The organism is Herbaspirillum rhizosphaerae (assembly GCF_001189965.1).
GTDB lineage: Bacteria > Pseudomonadota > Gammaproteobacteria > Burkholderiales > Burkholderiaceae_D > Herbaspirillum > Herbaspirillum rhizosphaerae.
This window is the reverse complement of the sequence record NZ_LFLU01000004.1, coordinates 330,053-347,217: the sequence shown is the minus strand read 5'-3', so window position 1 is coordinate 347,217 and position 17,165 is coordinate 330,053. Positions and strand designations below refer to the sequence as shown.

Annotated in this window: 17 protein-coding genes; 12 read left to right on the top strand and 5 right to left on the bottom strand. The window is 56.6% G+C overall.

Annotated elements, in window-relative coordinates:
* Positions 1-215 precede the first annotated feature (215 nt).
* The 9 genes from flhD (at position 216) to AKL25_RS08790 (ending at position 7,920) form a co-directional block, all read left to right on the top strand.
* Positions 216-533: a flagellar transcriptional regulator FlhD gene (gene flhD / locus AKL25_RS08830; protein ID WP_050477261.1), complete on the top strand. Its 318-nt coding sequence runs from the start codon at positions 216-218 to the stop codon at positions 531-533.
* A 129-nt stretch (positions 534-662) separates the two neighbouring features.
* Positions 663-1,247 carry a flagellar transcriptional regulator FlhC gene (flhC, locus tag AKL25_RS08825; RefSeq protein WP_050477260.1) on the top strand — a complete coding sequence of 195 codons (585 nt, stop codon included), beginning with the start codon at positions 663-665 and terminating at the stop codon, positions 1,245-1,247.
* A gap of 60 nt (positions 1,248-1,307) precedes the next feature.
* Entirely contained in the window at positions 1,308-2,084 is a 777-nt protein-coding gene (locus tag AKL25_RS08820; protein WP_050477259.1) for a class I SAM-dependent methyltransferase, read from the top strand.
* A 175-nt stretch (positions 2,085-2,259) separates the two neighbouring features.
* Positions 2,260-3,120, top strand: a complete 861-nt coding sequence (gene motA / locus AKL25_RS08815; RefSeq protein ID WP_050477258.1) for a flagellar motor stator protein MotA — start codon at positions 2,260-2,262, stop codon at positions 3,118-3,120.
* Positions 3,121-3,153: 33 nt separating this feature from the next.
* Positions 3,154-4,086 carry a flagellar motor protein MotB gene (gene motB / locus AKL25_RS08810; RefSeq protein WP_050477257.1) on the top strand — a complete coding sequence of 311 codons (933 nt, stop codon included), beginning with the start codon at positions 3,154-3,156 and terminating at the stop codon, positions 4,084-4,086.
* 43 nt (positions 4,087-4,129) lie between these two features.
* A complete protein-coding gene (locus AKL25_RS08805; protein WP_050477256.1) occupies positions 4,130-4,684 on the top strand; it encodes a hypothetical protein in 555 nt (184 codons plus the stop codon).
* Positions 4,685-4,837: 153 nt separating this feature from the next.
* Positions 4,838-5,203, top strand: a complete 366-nt coding sequence (locus AKL25_RS08800; protein ID WP_007876463.1) for a response regulator — start codon at positions 4,838-4,840, stop codon at positions 5,201-5,203.
* A gap of 55 nt (positions 5,204-5,258) precedes the next feature.
* Positions 5,259-7,391, top strand: a complete 2,133-nt coding sequence (gene cheA, locus AKL25_RS08795) for a chemotaxis protein CheA (protein ID WP_050477255.1) — start codon at positions 5,259-5,261, stop codon at positions 7,389-7,391.
* 34 nt (positions 7,392-7,425) lie between these two features.
* Positions 7,426-7,920 (top strand): chemotaxis protein CheW, encoded by a 495-nt coding sequence (locus tag AKL25_RS08790; protein ID WP_369828864.1) that lies wholly within the window; start codon positions 7,426-7,428, stop codon positions 7,918-7,920.
* Positions 7,921-8,145: 225 nt separating this feature from the next.
* Here the strand turns inward: AKL25_RS08790 and AKL25_RS08785 are convergent, their stop codons facing one another.
* From AKL25_RS08785 to AKL25_RS08765, 5 genes are all read right to left on the bottom strand, one after another.
* Positions 8,146-9,372, bottom strand: coding sequence for a DUF2863 family protein (locus AKL25_RS08785; protein WP_050477253.1), 1,227 nt, complete (start codon positions 9,370-9,372; stop codon positions 8,146-8,148).
* 205 nt (positions 9,373-9,577) lie between these two features.
* Positions 9,578-12,271: an aconitate hydratase AcnA gene (acnA, locus tag AKL25_RS08780; protein WP_050477252.1), complete on the bottom strand. Its 2,694-nt coding sequence runs from the start codon at positions 12,269-12,271 to the stop codon at positions 9,578-9,580.
* Positions 12,272-12,396: 125 nt separating this feature from the next.
* Positions 12,397-12,903: a hypothetical protein gene (locus tag AKL25_RS08775; protein WP_050477309.1), complete on the bottom strand. Its 507-nt coding sequence runs from the start codon at positions 12,901-12,903 to the stop codon at positions 12,397-12,399.
* 29 nt (positions 12,904-12,932) lie between these two features.
* The gene (locus tag AKL25_RS08770) at positions 12,933-13,970 is read right to left on the bottom strand and encodes an HpcH/HpaI aldolase/citrate lyase family protein (RefSeq protein ID WP_050477251.1); all 1,038 of its coding nucleotides are present in this window, start codon (positions 13,968-13,970) and stop codon (positions 12,933-12,935) included.
* Positions 13,971-14,038: 68 nt separating this feature from the next.
* Positions 14,039-15,028 (bottom strand): malate dehydrogenase, encoded by a 990-nt coding sequence (locus AKL25_RS08765; protein WP_050477250.1) that lies wholly within the window; start codon positions 15,026-15,028, stop codon positions 14,039-14,041.
* A 427-nt stretch (positions 15,029-15,455) separates the two neighbouring features.
* On the opposite strand from AKL25_RS08765, the gene AKL25_RS08760 reads away from it, so the two are divergent.
* From AKL25_RS08760 to sdhD, 3 genes are all read left to right on the top strand, one after another.
* The gene (locus tag AKL25_RS08760; protein WP_050477249.1) at positions 15,456-16,241 is read left to right on the top strand and encodes a GntR family transcriptional regulator; all 786 of its coding nucleotides are present in this window, start codon (positions 15,456-15,458) and stop codon (positions 16,239-16,241) included.
* Between the two features lie 144 nt (positions 16,242-16,385).
* Positions 16,386-16,796: a succinate dehydrogenase, cytochrome b556 subunit gene (gene sdhC, locus AKL25_RS08755; protein ID WP_050477248.1), complete on the top strand. Its 411-nt coding sequence runs from the start codon at positions 16,386-16,388 to the stop codon at positions 16,794-16,796.
* Positions 16,797-16,798: 2 nt separating this feature from the next.
* Positions 16,799-17,164 (top strand): succinate dehydrogenase, hydrophobic membrane anchor protein, encoded by a 366-nt coding sequence (sdhD, locus tag AKL25_RS08750; RefSeq protein ID WP_050477247.1) that lies wholly within the window; start codon positions 16,799-16,801, stop codon positions 17,162-17,164.
* Position 17,165 lies beyond the last annotated feature (1 nt).

Here is a 17,165-nt window from a genome sequence, read left to right as displayed (position 1 = left end):
AGAGTGAATGCCAGCAAGGACTCTAGAAAAAAATCTTGATTTTCTGAATATTTTTGCGGTGTTTTTGTAGGACAAAATCCTACTTGGCATGTAGGTCATCACCGACGAAAAATACCGACAACCACTAATTTCCCGCCTTTCTTCGCCCCCTCAGAATCAGCCTTACCGGTAAGAAAAAGTAACCGGTTGTAAATTGATTTTGAGCGGGGGGTTAAATGAATACCAATGACATGATGGCTGAAATTCGGGATGCAAATCTGAGTTATTTGATGTTGGCTCAGCAAATGATCCGTTCTGACAAAGCTACAGCCATATTTCGTCTTGGTATCAGCGACGAAATCGCCGACCTGATTCAAGGGTTGAGCAACGCGCAGATCCTCAAGCTTGCCGGCACCAACATGATGCTGACGCGTTTTCGTTTCGACGATGGCGCCATCCTCGGTATGCTGACCAATTACAACAAAGATAAGGGCTTGGCACAGTCTCACGCAGCCATTCTCATGGCTTGTCAGCCAGTCGAACAAATTTCCTGACGCTAATCGCATTCTTCGTGGTATGTTGGGGTTGCGTGGTCAACCCGGGAATGGGGCTCGGCGTTGATTGTTCAAAGTCGAGTTGGTAGGTTGATCAGGTCGTAATGCAAAAAATATCGGGGGTTGTTCATGGCTAAGAAGAGCGTGATAACGGAGGCGCAAGAGATTCAATTGGCGATCGAGCTGATTAATCTGGGTGCGCGTCTTCAATTGCTGGAGTCTGAAACCTCCTTGTCGCGTGAACGCCTTCTCAAGCTCTATAAAGAGCTGAAAGGCGTATCGCCGCCGAAAGGGATGTTGCCTTTCTCGACGGACTGGTTCATCACCTGGCAGCCAAACATTCACTCCTCGTTGTTCATCAACATCCATAAGTACCTGGTCGGGTACGCCAAAATCTCCGGTATCGAAGCAGTCATGAAGGCCTACAAGCTCTATCTGGAGCAGGCCGGACAGGTCGCCGAGGGCGATGAGTCGGTATTGTCGCTGACCCGCGCCTGGACGCTGGTGCGCTTCTTCGAAAGCAAGATGCTGACGACCACGCCCTGCAGCAAGTGCGGCGGCCATTTCGTCGTACATCGTCTGGACTTGCATCAGGATTATCTCTGCGGTCTGTGCCACATGCCATCGCGCGCCGGCAAGACCAAGAAGGCCAAAGATGCAATTGCCGCGCCGATGGTCGTCGAAGCGTTGCCGATGGTTGCTGCCGTCGCCTGAGTCTGAATCCGGTTTTATCGTCGTAAAATAGTCGGCTTTAATGAGGGCTTGGAGGCCGATATGGAGTCGGGGCAGCGCAGATCTCTGCTGCAGGCGCCCGCTGTACAAGCTTTAATCGTCTTATGCGCAGCGCTGGTTCTGGCGCTGCTGGTCCGGCAGGCTTGCGAGCATGCCTTTGGCCTCGACGTATCTCCCATTCCGTTTGCTGTTCTGCATGGCGCACTGGCTGCCGGTATTGCCTATGTGCGTCGCATGGCGTCCTGGTGGATGCCGATTCTCTTCTTTTTCCCGCCCGCGGCTGTTTTGGTCAACTCGCTGCAGTTGCCGCCTGCGCTGTTTCTGGTCATTTTCCTGTTTCTGCTGTTGTTGTTCTGGTCGACGTTTCGCAGCCAGGTGCCGTTCTATCCGTCCGGTCGCCCGGTGTGGGATGCAGTGGCCGCGTTGCTGCCGGCCGGCAGGCCGCTGAAGGTCATCGATATCGGCAGCGGCCTGGGCGGCGCTGTCCTGTATTTGTCGCGCGTCCGTCAAGACAGCCGTTTTGTCGGGATTGAACTGGCGCCGCTGCCCTGGTTGGTGAGTCATGTGAGGGCGCTGTTGACCGGTAGCCGGGGGGGCTTCATCCGCGGCGACTATACCTTGCTCGATTTTGCAGACTATGACGTAATTTTTGCGTACCTGTCGCCGGCGGCGATGACCGCCTTGTGGAACAAGGCGAGGGCGGAAATGCGCTCCGGGACTGTGTTGCTGAGCTACGAATTCATTATTGAAGACGTTAAACCCGACATTGCCGTGCAGCCGAAAGAAAACGGTCCGGTTTTATACGGTTGGCATATGTGAAACAAAAAAGAGCTGTGTTACATTCAGCTCACGTTATCAAGTTTTTATCTTTGGTGTCGTAATTGAAAATGAAAGCCCTCTTTCGGTCATGTATTCCATCATTTGCTTGAGAAGATTGCATGTAACCTGATAGCAGGTAAAAAACACTGAACGCCACTGGGACGGGAGTAGGCACTTGTTAGTCATAATTGGATATGTGATCGTCATGGCGTCCGTCTTCGGCGGATTTGCAATGGCCGGGGGGCATCTAGGGGCACTCTTTCAACCTATCGAACTGCTGATGATCGGCGGTGCGGCGGGTGGTGCTTTTCTTGTCGGTAACAACAACAAAGCCATCAAGGCAACCATCAAGGCGTTGCCGACGGTTTTCAAGGGATCGACCTACACCAAAGCGCTGTACATGGAGTTGATGTCGCTGCTGTTCGAAATTCTGACCAAGTCGCGTAAAGAAGGTCTGATGTCGATCGAAGGCGATATCGAAGAGCCGGAATCCAGCCCGATTTTCAGCAAATATCCCGGCGTTCTGGCGGATCATCATCTGATCGAATTCATGACCGACTATCTGCGTCTGATGGTGTCGGGGAACATGGATGCGTTCCAGATTGAAAATCTGATGGACAATGAAATCGAAACGCACCATCACGAAGGCGAAATCCCGGTCCATTGCATTGCCAAGCTGGGCGACGGTATGCCGGCGTTCGGTATTGTGGCGGCGGTGATGGGCGTGGTGCACACAATGGAATCGGTGGGTATCCCGCCGTCCGAACTGGGTATGCTGATTGCGCATGCGCTGGTCGGTACCTTCCTCGGTATTCTGCTTGCATACGGCTTCGTGGGTCCGCTGTCGAGCTTGCTGGAGCAAAAGCTCCATGAGTCGACCAAGATCTATCAGTGCGTCAAAGTCACTTTGCTCGCCAGCCTGAATGGTTATGCCCCTGCCTTGTCGATCGAATTCGGTCGTAAGGTCCTGTTCTCGACAGAGCGTCCGTCCTTCCTCGAGCTGGAAGAGCACGTCAAACAGGCGAAAAGCAAGTAATCCGACATGACCAGTAATCAGCAGGAGTAAGGCATGGCCGACGAAGGGCTACGTCCCATTATTGTTAAGCGCATCAAAAAGGGCGGCGGCGGTCATCACGGCGGCGCCTGGAAGATCGCCTACGCCGACTTCGTGACGGCGATGATGGCGTTCTTCCTGCTGATGTGGCTGCTTGGCTCGACGGCCAAGGGCGACCTCAACGGTATCGCCGAATATTTCAAGACCCCCCTCAAAGTTGCGATGGCCGGCGGCTCCGGCAGCGGTGATGCCAACACGGTGCTGCCTGGCGGCGGCAAGGATCTGACGCGTCAGGAAGGCCAGTTGCGCAAGGGCGAGAATGAAATCGTCAACAAGCGCAGCGTGCGTGCCGCCCAGGCTGAACTTGAAAAGGCGGAGCGCCAGCGTCTCGATGAGCTGAAAAAGCGCATCGAAACCGCCATCGACAGCAGCCCGACGTTGAAGCAATTCAAGAATCAACTGCTGATCGACATCACGTCAGAGGGCTTGCGTATCCAGATCGTGGACGAGAAGAACCGTCCGATGTTCGCCTTGGCCAGCGCGCAGTTGCAACCGTACACGCGTGAAATCCTGCGCGAAATCGGCAAGACGCTCAACGATGTGCCGAACAAGATCAGCCTTTCCGGGCACACCGATGCGACGCCGTATTCGAGCGGTGAAAAGGGATACAGCAACTGGGAATTGTCCGCCGATCGCGCCAACGCATCGCGTCGCGAGCTGATTTCCGGCGGCATGGATGAATCCAAGGTGTTGCGGGTCGTAGGCTTGTCGTCCGCAGTACTGCTGGACAAGGAGGATCCTTTCAATCCGATCAATCGTCGTATCAGCATCATCGTCATGAACAAGAAGGCTGAAGAGCTGGTGCAAAACGGTGGATCGTCATCTCTGGACGTTACGTCGGATTCGGAGGTGAAAGATGGTCTCAGCGAGCAGCCTGCCAAGAATTAACTGGATTTTAAACACTAGGCCCAATTGAAAAGGAGGGCTTTGTATGTCGACACCTAAAATGCGGCAAGAACTCAAGCGCTTGTTGCTCGATACGGCAAGCGGCGGAAGCAGGCAATTGACGGAAGTCGAGACGGATCTGGTACAGACCAATATCCTGCTCGGCGAAGCCATCGAGAAGCTGGGATCCAGCTTCATGGAATTGCACACCGCCGTACTCGCGCAGCAGAAAGAACTCGAAGTCGTCATGGCCGGCAACGGTACCTTGTCGGCTGACGATGTTGCTCGTCTGAAGGTAATGCAAGACGAGATCACCGTGCATGTCAACGCGGCAGTCACCGGCCTGCAATTCCAGGACATGACCAGCCAACTGCTGGAGCGCATCGTCCGTCGCGTCATCGGTTTGCGCGATGCGCTGGGTGTGTTGAGCGCCAATAGTTTTGAAATCACTCCGGATAGTTCGCAATCGATCGAGGAGCTGGAGGGCCTGCTGAAAAATACCGTCGAGTCCATGGAAGAGCGTCTTACCGCGCTTGAAAACGGCTTGTGGAAAACAGTGCGGCAAACACGGATGGAGAGCGGCGATATCGAATTGTTTTGATGCGATGCCGCCTTCGGAATGCGGATTCGGCAAGGTCTGTTGATGATCTGCGCAGTAAGCTGAATTTACACGTGTGATAGTAATTTTTGATAATGGATGCGGCATAATGAGTTGGGAAAACTCAGACCCGCAAACAAAGAACAGGGAGTAAAAATGTCTAAAACAATTCTTGCGGTAGACGACTCGGGGTCATTGCGCCAGATGGTGGTGTTCAGCCTGAAGGCAGCCGGCTATCAGGTTACCGAAGCGGTAGACGGGCAAGATGCGCTGGACAAAGCGAAGCTGCAGACATTCGATCTGGTGTTGACCGATCAGAATATGCCGCGCATGGATGGCTTGACCCTGATTCGTTCCTTGCGTGCGCTGACCAGCTATCAACGCGTGCCTATCCTCATGCTGACGACAGAGTTCAGCGACGAAATGAAGGCCAAGGGCAAGGCCGCCGGCGCCAACGGTTGGCTGGTGAAGCCTTTTGATCCGCAGCGTTTGACGGAAGTGGTTAAAAAAGTCATCGGCTAGTGTCAATAATCAACGATAAAAAATACACCTAAAGCATCTATGACGGAGCCCAATCATGACCATTGATATGAGCCAGTTTTTCCAGGTGTTTTTCGACGAGGCCGAGGAAGGCCTTGCCGAAATGGAAAAGCTTTTGCTGGCCGTTAATGTGTCGGATCCCGACGACGAAGATCTGAATGCGATCTTTCGTGCGGCCCATTCGATCAAGGGCGGATCGGCTACGTTTGGCCTGACCGACATTACCGAAGTTACGCACGTACTCGAGTCTTTGCTGGATCGCATTCGCCAGGGGCAGATGGCGTTGACCAGCCAGCACGTCGATGCATTCCTTGCCGCAAAAGATATTCTGAAATCCATGCTGGACGGTCATCGCCATGGTGCGACCGTTGACCTGGATGCCGTCGCCGATGTCCGGATGCTGTTGCAATCCCTGTCTGAAGGTGCGGGCAAAAAAGCCGCTGCGCCGCAGGCCATGGTTGGCCCGGGCGGCGTAAGCCGTTATCGCATTGAATTGCCGCAACTGGCGGAGCGCGAGCTCGAAGCTTTGCAGCAGGAGCTTGGCCTGCTCGGGAAAATCGAAAAGGCAGATGCAGAAGAAGGGCGTTGCGTCTTTATTCTGGATACGGCCAAGGGTGCGGACAGCATCCATGAAATCTGCTCCTTCCTTGTGAACGCCGACGACCTGAAGATTTCCCAGGCGGTGGCGGCCCGCTCCAAGGAAGAAGAGCAGGGATACGGATTCTTTGCGCCGTTCGTGCCGCAGGATGCAACCGACGAAGAGCGCGGTTACGGATTTTTCGCGCCGTTCGTGCCGGCCAATGCGACCGACAAAGAGCGTGGCTACGGTTTCTTTGAACCGTTCGTGCCGCAAGGCGACATCGAGCAAGCCAAGCAGGCTGCTGAAGCCGCCGCACATATTGATCATGACGAACCGCCGGCATTGGCGGTGACCGAACATGCCGGCGAAAAGAAGGCCAAGGGCGAGAAGCCGGCGGTCCATGAGTCGTCCTCCATTCGTGTCGGCATTGAGAAGGTCGACCAGCTCATCAATCTCGTCGGCGAGCTGGTGATCACGCAAGCCATGATCGAGCAACGCACCGGCACGCTCGATCCTATGCTGCACGAACATCTGCTCAACAGCGTCAGCCAGCTCACACGCAATACCCGCGATCTGCAGGAATCGGTGATGTCGATCCGCATGATGCCGATGGATTACGTGTTCTCCCGCTTCCCGCGCATGGTGCGCGATCTGGCAGCCAAGCTGAACAAGCGCGTCGAGTTTGTCACGCATGGTGCGGCAACCGAATTGGACAAGGGGCTGATTGAACGCATCGTCGACCCGCTGACCCACCTGGTGCGCAACAGCATCGACCACGGTATCGAAATCCCCGAGACGCGTCTGGCCGCAGGCAAGACGGACTACGGGACGCTGTCCTTGTCGGCCGAGCATCAGGGTGGAAACATCATCATCGAAGTGACGGATGACGGCGGCGGTCTGAACCGCGATCGGATTCTGGCCAAAGCCAAGCAGCAAGGCATGGCGGTGTCGGACAACCTCAGCGACAGCGACGTCTGGCAATTGATTTTCGAGCCGGGCTTTTCGACGGCGGAGCAAGTGACGGATGTTTCCGGCCGCGGCGTCGGCATGGATGTGGTCAAGCGCAACATCCTGGCCATGGGCGGGGCGGTCGATATCCGTTCCAGCAAGGGATTCGGTACGACAATTTCGATTTCCCTGCCGTTGACCCTGGCCATTCTGGACGGCATGTCGATTCGTATCGGTCATGAAATCTATATCTTGCCGCTCGGCTATGTGGTCGAGTCCCTGCAGCCGGCGACGCAAGACGTCAAGGAAATCAGCGGGCAGGGTAAAGTCATCAAGGTCCGTGGCGAATATTTGCCGCTGCTGCCGCTGTATCAGATCTTCAATATCGAATCGACTTTTACCGACCCATCCCAGGGTTTGGTGGTCATTCTGGAATCCGATGGCAAGAAAGCTGCACTATTCGTCGATGATTTGATTGGCCAGCAGCAAATTGTTGTCAAGAACCTGGAATCCAATTATCGTAAGGTTGCAGGGATTTCTGGTGCTACTATTCTGGGTGACGGCGGCGTTGCCTTAATCATAGATGTTGCCGCTTTGCTACGATCTACTCGGCAGCATAGCGATGAATCCGTATTTTCCTGATTTTTTATAAGGGCCATTTATCATGTCAGACAACATGTCGAAAACAATTTCCGGCTTTGGCGAAAAAGCCGACAGCACGGGGAATGAATTCCTCGCCTTTACCTTGGGCAAGGAAGAATACGGTATCGATATCCTGAAAGTTCAGGAAATCCGCGGTTACGAAGCGGTGACCCGTATTGCCAATTCGCCTGATTTCATCAAGGGTGTCGTCAATCTGCGCGGCATCATTGTTCCTATCGTCGACATGCGCATCAAGTTCCAGCTGGGCGAACCGACTTACGATCAATTCACCGTCGTGATCATCCTGAACATCTCCGGCCGCGTGGTCGGTATGGTCGTGGACAGCGTTTCCGACGTGATCACGTTGTCGCCGGAGCAAATCAAGCCGGCGCCTGAAATGGGCACCACGTTTGACTCCGATTACCTGATCGGTCTGGGTACACTGGATGAGCGCATGCTGATCCTGGTCGATATCGACAAGCTGATGTCCAGCGCCGATATGGGCCTGATCGAGAAGCTGGCAGCGTAAGCACCAGCGAACAAGGCTCCGGATACGGGCACACGCCGCATGGCTCTGCGGCGTGTGCCCGTATCTTTTTGTGGAGCGGAAATTGGGAGCCGGGGGAGCGGCGGAATCCGGGCTTGCGGATGAAATCCCGGATCTCAGGCTTCGGCTGGCAGGCGCTGCAGATCGGGTATGCCGGTCGAACAAGGCCGATGCTGCCGGCGGATGTCCGCGCGGCAGCAGCCAGGCTTAATGGAAATGTTCGGTCGACGCAGGCGCATCTTCCGGCATTTCGGCATGCACCAGATCGCCGTCGGGCGCCGGGAACAAGGGCGTGCCGCAATCATCGCAGAACTCCATCGTGTAGCGTTCCGCGTGCAGCTTGATGTTGACGATGCTGCACTCGCGCAAGACCTCCAGAATCTCTTCTATCGGCATTTTGACGCTGTCGGGCGCGGACAGGTCGCGCACTTCGTCGCCGTCTTCCTGCTCGTACAGCGGCCATACGATGCCGTAGACGATGCCGTCGTCATCGGCCAGGTTGAAGCCGATGCGGTATTCGTCGATCTGGCCGTTGATGTTTTCGCAGAAGCTGCCGATGTTGGCATGCAACTCCGACGAGGCAACGCCCAGCGTCTGCGTCAGGTAATGATCGGCTGCGCGGATGGCGGCGGGGCGGATGCGTTTGTCGGCTTCGCGGCAGGCGAAATAGTAAGGCTGCGGCAGCAGCAACTCCACATTGCAGCCGGGCAGAAAGCGCGTCAGCAACGGTGTTGCCTGCGTCGCCCAGGCCTTGAGTGCGGCGTCCTTTTCGTGAATGACGGAGGCGTTTTCATCCATCTGCCAGCGGAACAGCGGCGCGCCCGACGGCACCGCCACGGCCGCGATCATGTAGCGCGTATCGGCCAGGAAAGGCGCGGTAGGCGTCTGTTCAGGCGAGAGCTGCGGCTGGCTTTGTTTGAGCGCAGCCTGACCCATGCGCTGGGCCAGCGCGAACACGTCGGCGTGATGACGCGGCAGCTGTTCGATGGCATACAAGGTCGGCGCCAGCGCCAGATGCGCGTTGTCTGCGAGAACATGGGCGTGCAGGTGGGCGAACAGGCCGTTGCGCACATCGGCCGGCAGGTTGCCGGAGGCGATGCTGAAACGCGTCCAGGCCAGCACCGGCAGCGCCAGCAATTGCACGCTGTAGAGCTTGCCGTCGTATTCGAGCGCGCAGGCTTCGCTATTGGCTTCCACCGCTTCGACCAGCACGTCGTAGGCTTCCAGATCGGATTTGAACAGGTGGTCCAGCGCGGCATCGATCATGCCCTGATGCGCGCTTTTCAGTTGTTTGTGCAGCAGCAGATCGAGGGATCGCTCCCAAGCTCTTTCTTCCAGGCGACTGGTGGAGCCGGCGACCGCTTGTGATGAATTGACCAGGCGCTGACTTTCAGCGGACAACCTGGAGGAGGAACGTTTGGCGGGGCGGCGCATGATGAAATATCGACAATCAAATGGTAGGAATCCCTATTGTAGTTGATTCGACATCGCCCCGGGGATTGCCTTCCGGCATGTGTCCTTGTCGAGGCCGAAGGGGGCTCTCGCGATGTGCTTTGACAATAAAAAACGCCGGTCGAAACCGGCGTTTTTTGTTTCCTGCGCACCCCGCGCGAGGCGGGGCGTTTTTGCTGGCGGCTGATTAAGCAGCCAGCAATTGGCGCAACACGAATGGCAGGATGCCGCCGTGCTTGTAGTAGTCTACTTCGATCGGCGTATCGATGCGCAGCAGCAGTTTGACTTCCTTGGTTTCACCGTTCTTGCGATGGATCACCAGGGTTGCTTCCTGCTGTGGCTTGATTTCGCCTTCCAGGCCCTTCAGGTCGAAAGTTTCTTCGCCTGTGATGCCCAGCGTCTGCACGCTGTCGTTGCCGATGAATTGCAGCGGCAACACGCCCATGCCGACCAGGTTCGAGCGGTGGATACGTTCGAAGGAGCGAGTGATCACCGCCTTCACGCCCAGCAGTTGCGTACCCTTGGCAGCCCAGTCGCGCGAGGAGCCTGTACCGTACTCTTCGCCGCCGAACACCATGGTTGGCACGCCGTCGTTGACGTACTTCATGGCCGCATCATAGATCGCCATTTGTTCGCCAGTCGGTTGGTGCACCGTTACGCCGCCTTCAACGCCAGGCACCATCAGGTTCTTGATACGCACGTTGGCGAAGGTGCCGCGCATCATGATCTCGTGGTTGCCGCGACGCGAGCCGTAGGAGTTGAAGTCAGCCTTCAACACGCCGTTGGCTTGCAGCCACTTGCCGGCTGGGCTGGAGTCTTTGATCGAACCGGCCGGGGAGATGTGGTCGGTGGTGATCGAGTCGCCGAATACGCCCAGTGCGCGCGCGCCGGTGATGCCGGTTGCGGCAGCCTTCGGCACTTCGGTGAAGGATTCGAAGAATGGCGGCTCAGCGATGTAAGTCGATGTCGGCCAGTTGTAGACTTCGCCCTTGGCGACGCCCTTGATGGCTTCCCACAGCTTGCCTGGTGCGCCCTTGACGTCAGCGTAGTTCTCCTTGAAGACCTTCGCGTTCATCGCGAATTTCAACAGCTTTTCGATTTCTTGCGAAGTCGGCCAGATGTCGCCCAGGAAGATTTCCTTGCCGCCCTTGCCCTTGCCGACCGGTTGTGTCATCAGGTCGACGTTGACGTTGCCGGCGATGGCGTAAGCCACGACCAGCGGAGGCGATGCCAGGAAGTTCGAACGGATGTTCGCGTGGATACGCGCTTCGAAGTTGCGGTTGCCGGACAGCACAGCGGAAGCCACGATGTCGTTCTTGACGATCGCTTCGTTCATTGCTGGTGTCAGGTCGCCGGCGTTACCGATGCAAGTGGTGCAACCGTATGCAGTTACGCCGAAGCCCAGTTTTTCCAGGTAGCCCAACAGGCCGGCCGCTTCCAGGTACTTGGTCACGACGCGCGATCCAGGCGCCAGCGAAGTCTTGATGTGCGGAGCAACCTTCAGGCCGGCTTCAACAGCCTTCTTGGCCAGCAGGCCAGCTGCCAGCAGCACGCTTGGGTTCGATGTGTTGGTGCACGATGTGATCGCAGCGATCAGCACGTCGCCGTTCTTGACATCGATGCCATCGGCGTTGGTGTACGACTTGGTCAGGTCTTCGATCTTCTTGTTGAAGCCGTTTTCAGCCACCGGCTTGACGAACAGGTCGGCGAAGGTCGACTTGACGTTGCCGATTTCGATACGGTCTTGCGGACGCTTAGGACCAGCCAGCGACGGCGCCACGGTGCCCAGATCCAGCGACACTTCGTTGGTGTAGTCGATGTCGCCTGCCTTAGGAATGCCGAACAGGTTCTGCGCCTTGAAGTAAGACTCGAACGCGTCGATTTCCGCCTTGGTGCGGCCGGTGCCCTTGAAGTAGTCGATGGTTGCTTCGTCGACCGGGAAGAAGCCCATGGTCGCGCCGTATTCAGGCGCCATGTTGGCGATAGTGGCGCGGTCGGTCAGCGACAGCGACTTGGTGCCTTCGCCGAAGAATTCGACAAACTTGCCCACAACCTTGGTCTTGCGCAGCAGTTCGGTGATGGTCAGGACCAGATCGGTTGCGGTGCAGCCTTCGCGCAGCGCGCCGGTCAGGTTCACGCCGACCACGTCTGGCGTCAGGAAGTAGACCGGTTGGCCCAGCATGCCGGCTTCCGCCTCAATGCCGCCCACGCCCCAGCCGACTACGCCGATACCGTTGATCATGGTGGTGTGCGAGTCGGTGCCGACCAGGGTGTCAGGGTAGTAGACGCCGGTCTTGTTGTGCACGCCGCGCGCCAGGTATTCCAGATTCACCTGGTGGACGATGCCGAAGCCCGGAGGCACGACGCCGAAGGTGTCGAATGCCTGCATGCCCCATTTCATGAACTGGTAGCGCTCGTTGTTGCGCTCGAATTCCAGTTTCATGTTCAGGTCCAGCGCTTTCTTTTCGCGGTAGTGGTCGATCTGCACCGAGTGGTCGACAACCAGATCCACCGGAACCAGCGGTTCGATGTTCTTTGGGTTCTTGCCCAGCTTGCTGGCGACGTTACGCATCGCGGCCAGGTCGGCCAGCAGCGGAACGCCGGTGAAGTCTTGCAGCACCACGCGTGCAACCACGAACGGGATTTCGTCAACGCGTGCAGCAGTTGCGCCCCAGCTTGCCAATTGCTTGACGTGTTCTTCCGTCACTTTTTGACCGTCGCAGTTACGCAGGACGGACTCCAGCACGATACGGATCGACACTGGCAGACGGGAGATGTTGATCCCGAGTTTCTTTTCCAGGGCGGGCAGGGAGTAGAACTTGCCTTTCTTGGAACCAGAAATCTTGAATTCCTTTAGGGTGTTCAATGTGTTGCGGGACATGGCCTCTTCTCCTTAGATTACGGATGGTATAAGTGTTTGCTTGCGCTGCGAAACCATTGGTTTCGCAGCAAATACGGAACTGCTGTACTGATGGATTCGTGCTGAATCTTGTTACTGTTTGCTGCTTAGCTCTTCGGTGCTGCTGCTGCCGGCGCTTGCGCTGTCGGCACTTCTACGTTCTTGCATTCGTTGGCCAGTTGCTGACCTTTTTTGGAATCCAGCAGGATGCCCTTGGCGGGGATGCCGATCCAGACCAGGCCGACCTTGCGGTTTTCAAAGCGGTTGGCGCCGGTGGTGGTCACGACGCGGGTCAGGCGGTTGATGCGCTTGTTCCAGCGAATGGCGATGTGCTTGTCGTCGTCATCGTTCTTGTAGATGGTCAGCTTGTTGCCCATTTCGCAGTTGAAATCGGCAGACTTGGTGCCACCGATTTCAGGTTCGCTTTCATCGTCGTCGGCGTCGGACGAAAACGGCATTTTTTCAACAGGTGCGGCAGCAGCCTTGGCAGGCGTTTTCTTCTTGACGGTCTTTTTTGCTTTTGTAGTGGCCGGTGCGGTTTCGGCGAATGCTTGCGGCATGCCGACAGCGAAGAGGGCGCTTACGAGTGTCAGGGCGGTCAGGTATTTTTTCATCTTGCGGGTCAATTGATCTTCGTGAATGTTCAATGTTGCAGGGTGGCTGAAATCGGTGCGGCGGTTGTCGCTGTCGTGGTCTCTGCAAACCAGCTCGCAACCGCCGCGGGTAAAGCAGCGCCGCCGGCGTGGCCGCGCTGCAGAATGCTCCAGTAATAGCGATAGCTTGCACGGTCGTGCAATGTGCCTTCGTGTTGTATCGGTCCCCATTGCACGTCCCTGGCTTTAAGCAGGATTTGTGCCGCTTCGCCGATTTCATCGTCGGCCGGGGACAGCGTTTGCACGATCGCCTTGATCTGGCTCGGATGGATGCTCCACATCCGGGTGTAACCGAATTCTTGCGCCGCGCGGCCGGCGTCGCCCGTGACCACGGCGGCATCCTTGATGTCGGTGGTGACGTTATGCGAAGGCACCTTGCCGTGCGCGTGGCAGGCGGCGGAAATTTCCAGTTTGGCGCGCGCCACCAGCGGATGCGTGAACTGGCCGGGCGAGCGCATCGCGGCGCTCGGGATCGCACCGTAGTGCGCCGACACAAAATCCATGACGCCGAAGGACAGCGATTCAACTTGCGGCAATGCTGCGATCAGACGCACGTCTTCCAGCGCGCCGTGGGTCTCGATCAGCACATGCAGCGGCGGCATGCGGCGGCCGGCTTCGCTGGTGTGGCGAGAGATGGTGGCAAGGGCGCGTTGCACGTCGGCCAGACCGTCCGCCTTGGGCAGCATCAGGTAAGCCAGTTGCGCGGCATTGGCAACGGCGGCGGTAGCGCAGATCGTCGCGACATCTTGTTCGAAATAGGGGCTGGTGACGTCATGCACGCGGGCGCCGATGCGGCCGAAGCGATTGTCGTCGCCGGCGATCAGGGAGCCGACCAGTTGCGCGTGTTCGGCTTCGTTGCCGGCGCTGGCGCCGTCTTCGCAGTCGAGGGTGATATCAAAAATCGGGCCGAGTTCTTGTTGCAGAGCAATCGACTTGCGCATCAGCTTTTCAGAGCCGGCGTAATGATCGCAGACCGGTATCGAGACCGGTTGTCGGGTGCCTGGGAACAAGACCTGGGTGGGATGCATTGCTGCTGAATTCCGAATGTATGCAAAATTTACGCGGCGGCTGTGTGAGCCCGCCGCGTGCTGGTCAATTAGCCGACCAGATGTTTGACGCCTTCGCGCTCTTCCGACAATTCCTTGAGCGTGATGTTGATGCGCTCTTGGGAGAATTCGTCGATTTCGAGGCCTTGGACGATCTTGTATTCGCCGTTCTCGGTGGTGACCGGGAAGCCGAACATGGTGCCTTCAGGGATGCCGTAGGAACCGTCCGATGGCACACCCATGGTGGTCCACTTGCCGTTGGTGCCGAGGATCCAGTCATGCACGTGATCGATCGCTGCATTGGCTGCCGAAGCTGCCGAGGACAGGCCGCGCGCTTCGATGATCGCTGCGCCGCGCTTGCCGACTGTCGGCAGGAAAGTGTCCTTGTTCCAGACCTGGTCGTTGATCAGATCCTTGACTGCCTTGCCGTCTGCTGTGGCAAAACGGTAGTCGGCGTACATGGTTGGCGAGTGGTTACCCCAGACGCACAGTTTTTCGATTGCCGAAACCGGTTGGCCGATTTTGGCCGCAACTTGCGACAGCGCGCGGTTGTGGTCCAGACGCAGCATGGCGGTGAAGTTCTTGGCCGGCAGATTCGGCGCCGACTTCATGGCGATGTAGGCATTGGTGTTGGCTGGGTTGCCGACCACCAGAACCTTGACGTCGCGCGAAGCAACAGCGTCCAGCGCCTTGCCTTGCACGGTGAAGATTTGAGCGTTGGCTTCCAGCAGATCCTTGCGCTCCATGCCTGGGCCGCGTGGACGCGCGCCAACCAGCAGGGCGATGTCGGCATCCTTGAATGCCGTCATCGGATCGCTGTGCGCGGTCACGCCGGCCAGCAACGGGAATGCACAGTCATCGATTTCCATGATGACGCCCTTGAGGGCCTTTTGCGCTTTTTCATCCGGAATTTCCAGCAACTGCAGGATCACTGGCTGGTCTTTGCCGAGCAGGTCGCCGTTAGCAATGCGGAAGAGAAGGGAGTAACCGATTTGACCGGCGGCGCCGGTAACGGCAACACGCTTGGGGGCTTTAGCCATGTTGAATCTCCAAAGTGGTGATAGAAAGCGTTTAATGCTGCTATGAAGCCTTGAACCGATCCTAACTTCGCAGTTGCGGCTGCTTCAGGGCTTCTTGCTGGCATCTCGGAAGACGCCGACAATTACTTCGTATTCTTTATAGAGAGTGTAATCATACCGTCGAAAAGCGCAGGCGGTCAGCTTGTTTTGCCGATTTTCAGCAGAGAACCGACAGTGCAAATCGCGTCGATGTTGCGCGCGTTGATGCAAGTGCCGGCCGATCTGTTGATGCATGTGTCTGTCCGGGATGTACTCGTCGCCGAATATGCCCGCGAGTGTAGGCTTGCCCGAGTGCCCTGTCAATCGCTATCTTATGTCTTATATAAGACATCTTATTGAATACTTTTTGCTGGACGCCAGTAGGGTTTTTGTGGTCAAATTTGGGGTTATGAGCTCCAGCCTGCCCAATCTGAACAACAGCGACGCGCAAAGCGTGGGCACCAGTGTTGCCGGAGCCGCTCCTACCTTCAGTCCCCTCTATCAGCAAATCAAGGCATTGATCACGCAGCGTCTGGAATCAGGCGAGTGGAAGCCTGGCGAACTGATCCCCAGCGAAGTTGAACTTGGCAGCCGTTTCAAGGTAAGCCAGGGAACCGTGCGCAAGGCGATCGACGAGCTGGCGGCCGAAAATCTGGTGGTGCGCCGGCAAGGGAAGGGCACGTTTGTTGCCACGCATCATGAAACGCATGCGCAGTTCCGTTTTTTGCGCCTGACGGCGGATGTGGAAGAGCCGCAACGCGCGGAAAACAAAATTATCGAGGTCAAGCGCATGCGCGCGCCCGCTGAAGTGGCGCGCCAGCTTGATATTAAATCGGGTGACTCCGTCATCTTCATCAAACGGGTAAAATCCTTTAACGGCGTTCCGACCATACTCGAAGATATCTGGTTGCCCGGTCTTATTTTCAAAGGGCTGACCGCGGAACGGCTGATGGAATATAAAGGGCCGCTGTACGGCCTGTTTGAAACGGAATTCGGGACACGCATGATTCGCGCTGCAGAGCAGATTCGTGCCGTGGGGGCGGATCCGGAGTCTGCGGGATTTCTGGGAGTTCCGCCCCAAACGCCTTTGTTGAGTGTCGATCGCGCCTCGTATACGTATGGCGACAAGCCTGTCGAAATGCGGCGCGGCTTGTATTTGACGTTGAATCATCATTATCAGAGCGAGCTGAATTAAGCGGATAAAGGCCCGGCCTTTACTCGCATCTGCCTGCTGTCTGTGAAAAAGCCTAATTTGCTGCGAAGCAGAATAAGTGTTGGTGAACGTTCATGAAATCGGCGAAAATTGCAGGATTGTTTTAAATCTGAGGAGAACCTTGTTATGTCTGAAGCCGCTAAACCACCACGGCCACAATTTCGTAACATTAATATTACCCAAATTGCTGGTTACCGCATGCCGCTGGCTGCCCTGGTGTCGATCATGCACCGTGTCAGTGGGTTGTTTTTGTTCCTGATGTTGCCGTTCATCCTGTACTTGCTGGATAACAGCCTGCTCTCCGAGGGCACCTTCGACTACCTCAAGGGCTTTGCCTCCAACTGGTTCGTCAAGCTGATCATCCTGGCCCTGTCCTGGGCTTATCTCCACCACTTCTGCGCCGGCATCCGCCACCTGATCATGGATAACCATATCGGTCTGGACAAGGACAGCGCACGCAAGTCGTCGAGCGGCGTTCTGGTCGTCAGCATTGCGCTGGTGATCGTCGTGGCATTGAAACTGTTCGGAGCGTTCTAAAAATGGCAAACAATAATATCGGATCGAAGCGTCTCGTCGTGGGTGCGCATTACGGCATGCGCGACTGGCTGGCGCAACGCGCTACCGCCGTCGTCATGGCCTTGTACACCGTGGTCCTGCTGGTGTGCTTCCTGACCTCCAGCGGTTTCTCTTACGACGGCTGGGCGGCAATGTTCTCGCATCAGTGGTTCAAGATGGCGACGTTTGCAGCCTTCATGGCCTTGTTCTACCACGCCTGGATCGGCGTGCGTGATATCTGGATGGATTATGTCAAGCCGGTCGCCGTGCGCCTGGTCTTGCAAGTTGCCACGATCCTGTGGCTGATCGTATGTGCCGGATGGGCGGCGCAGATTTTGTGGAGAATGTAAT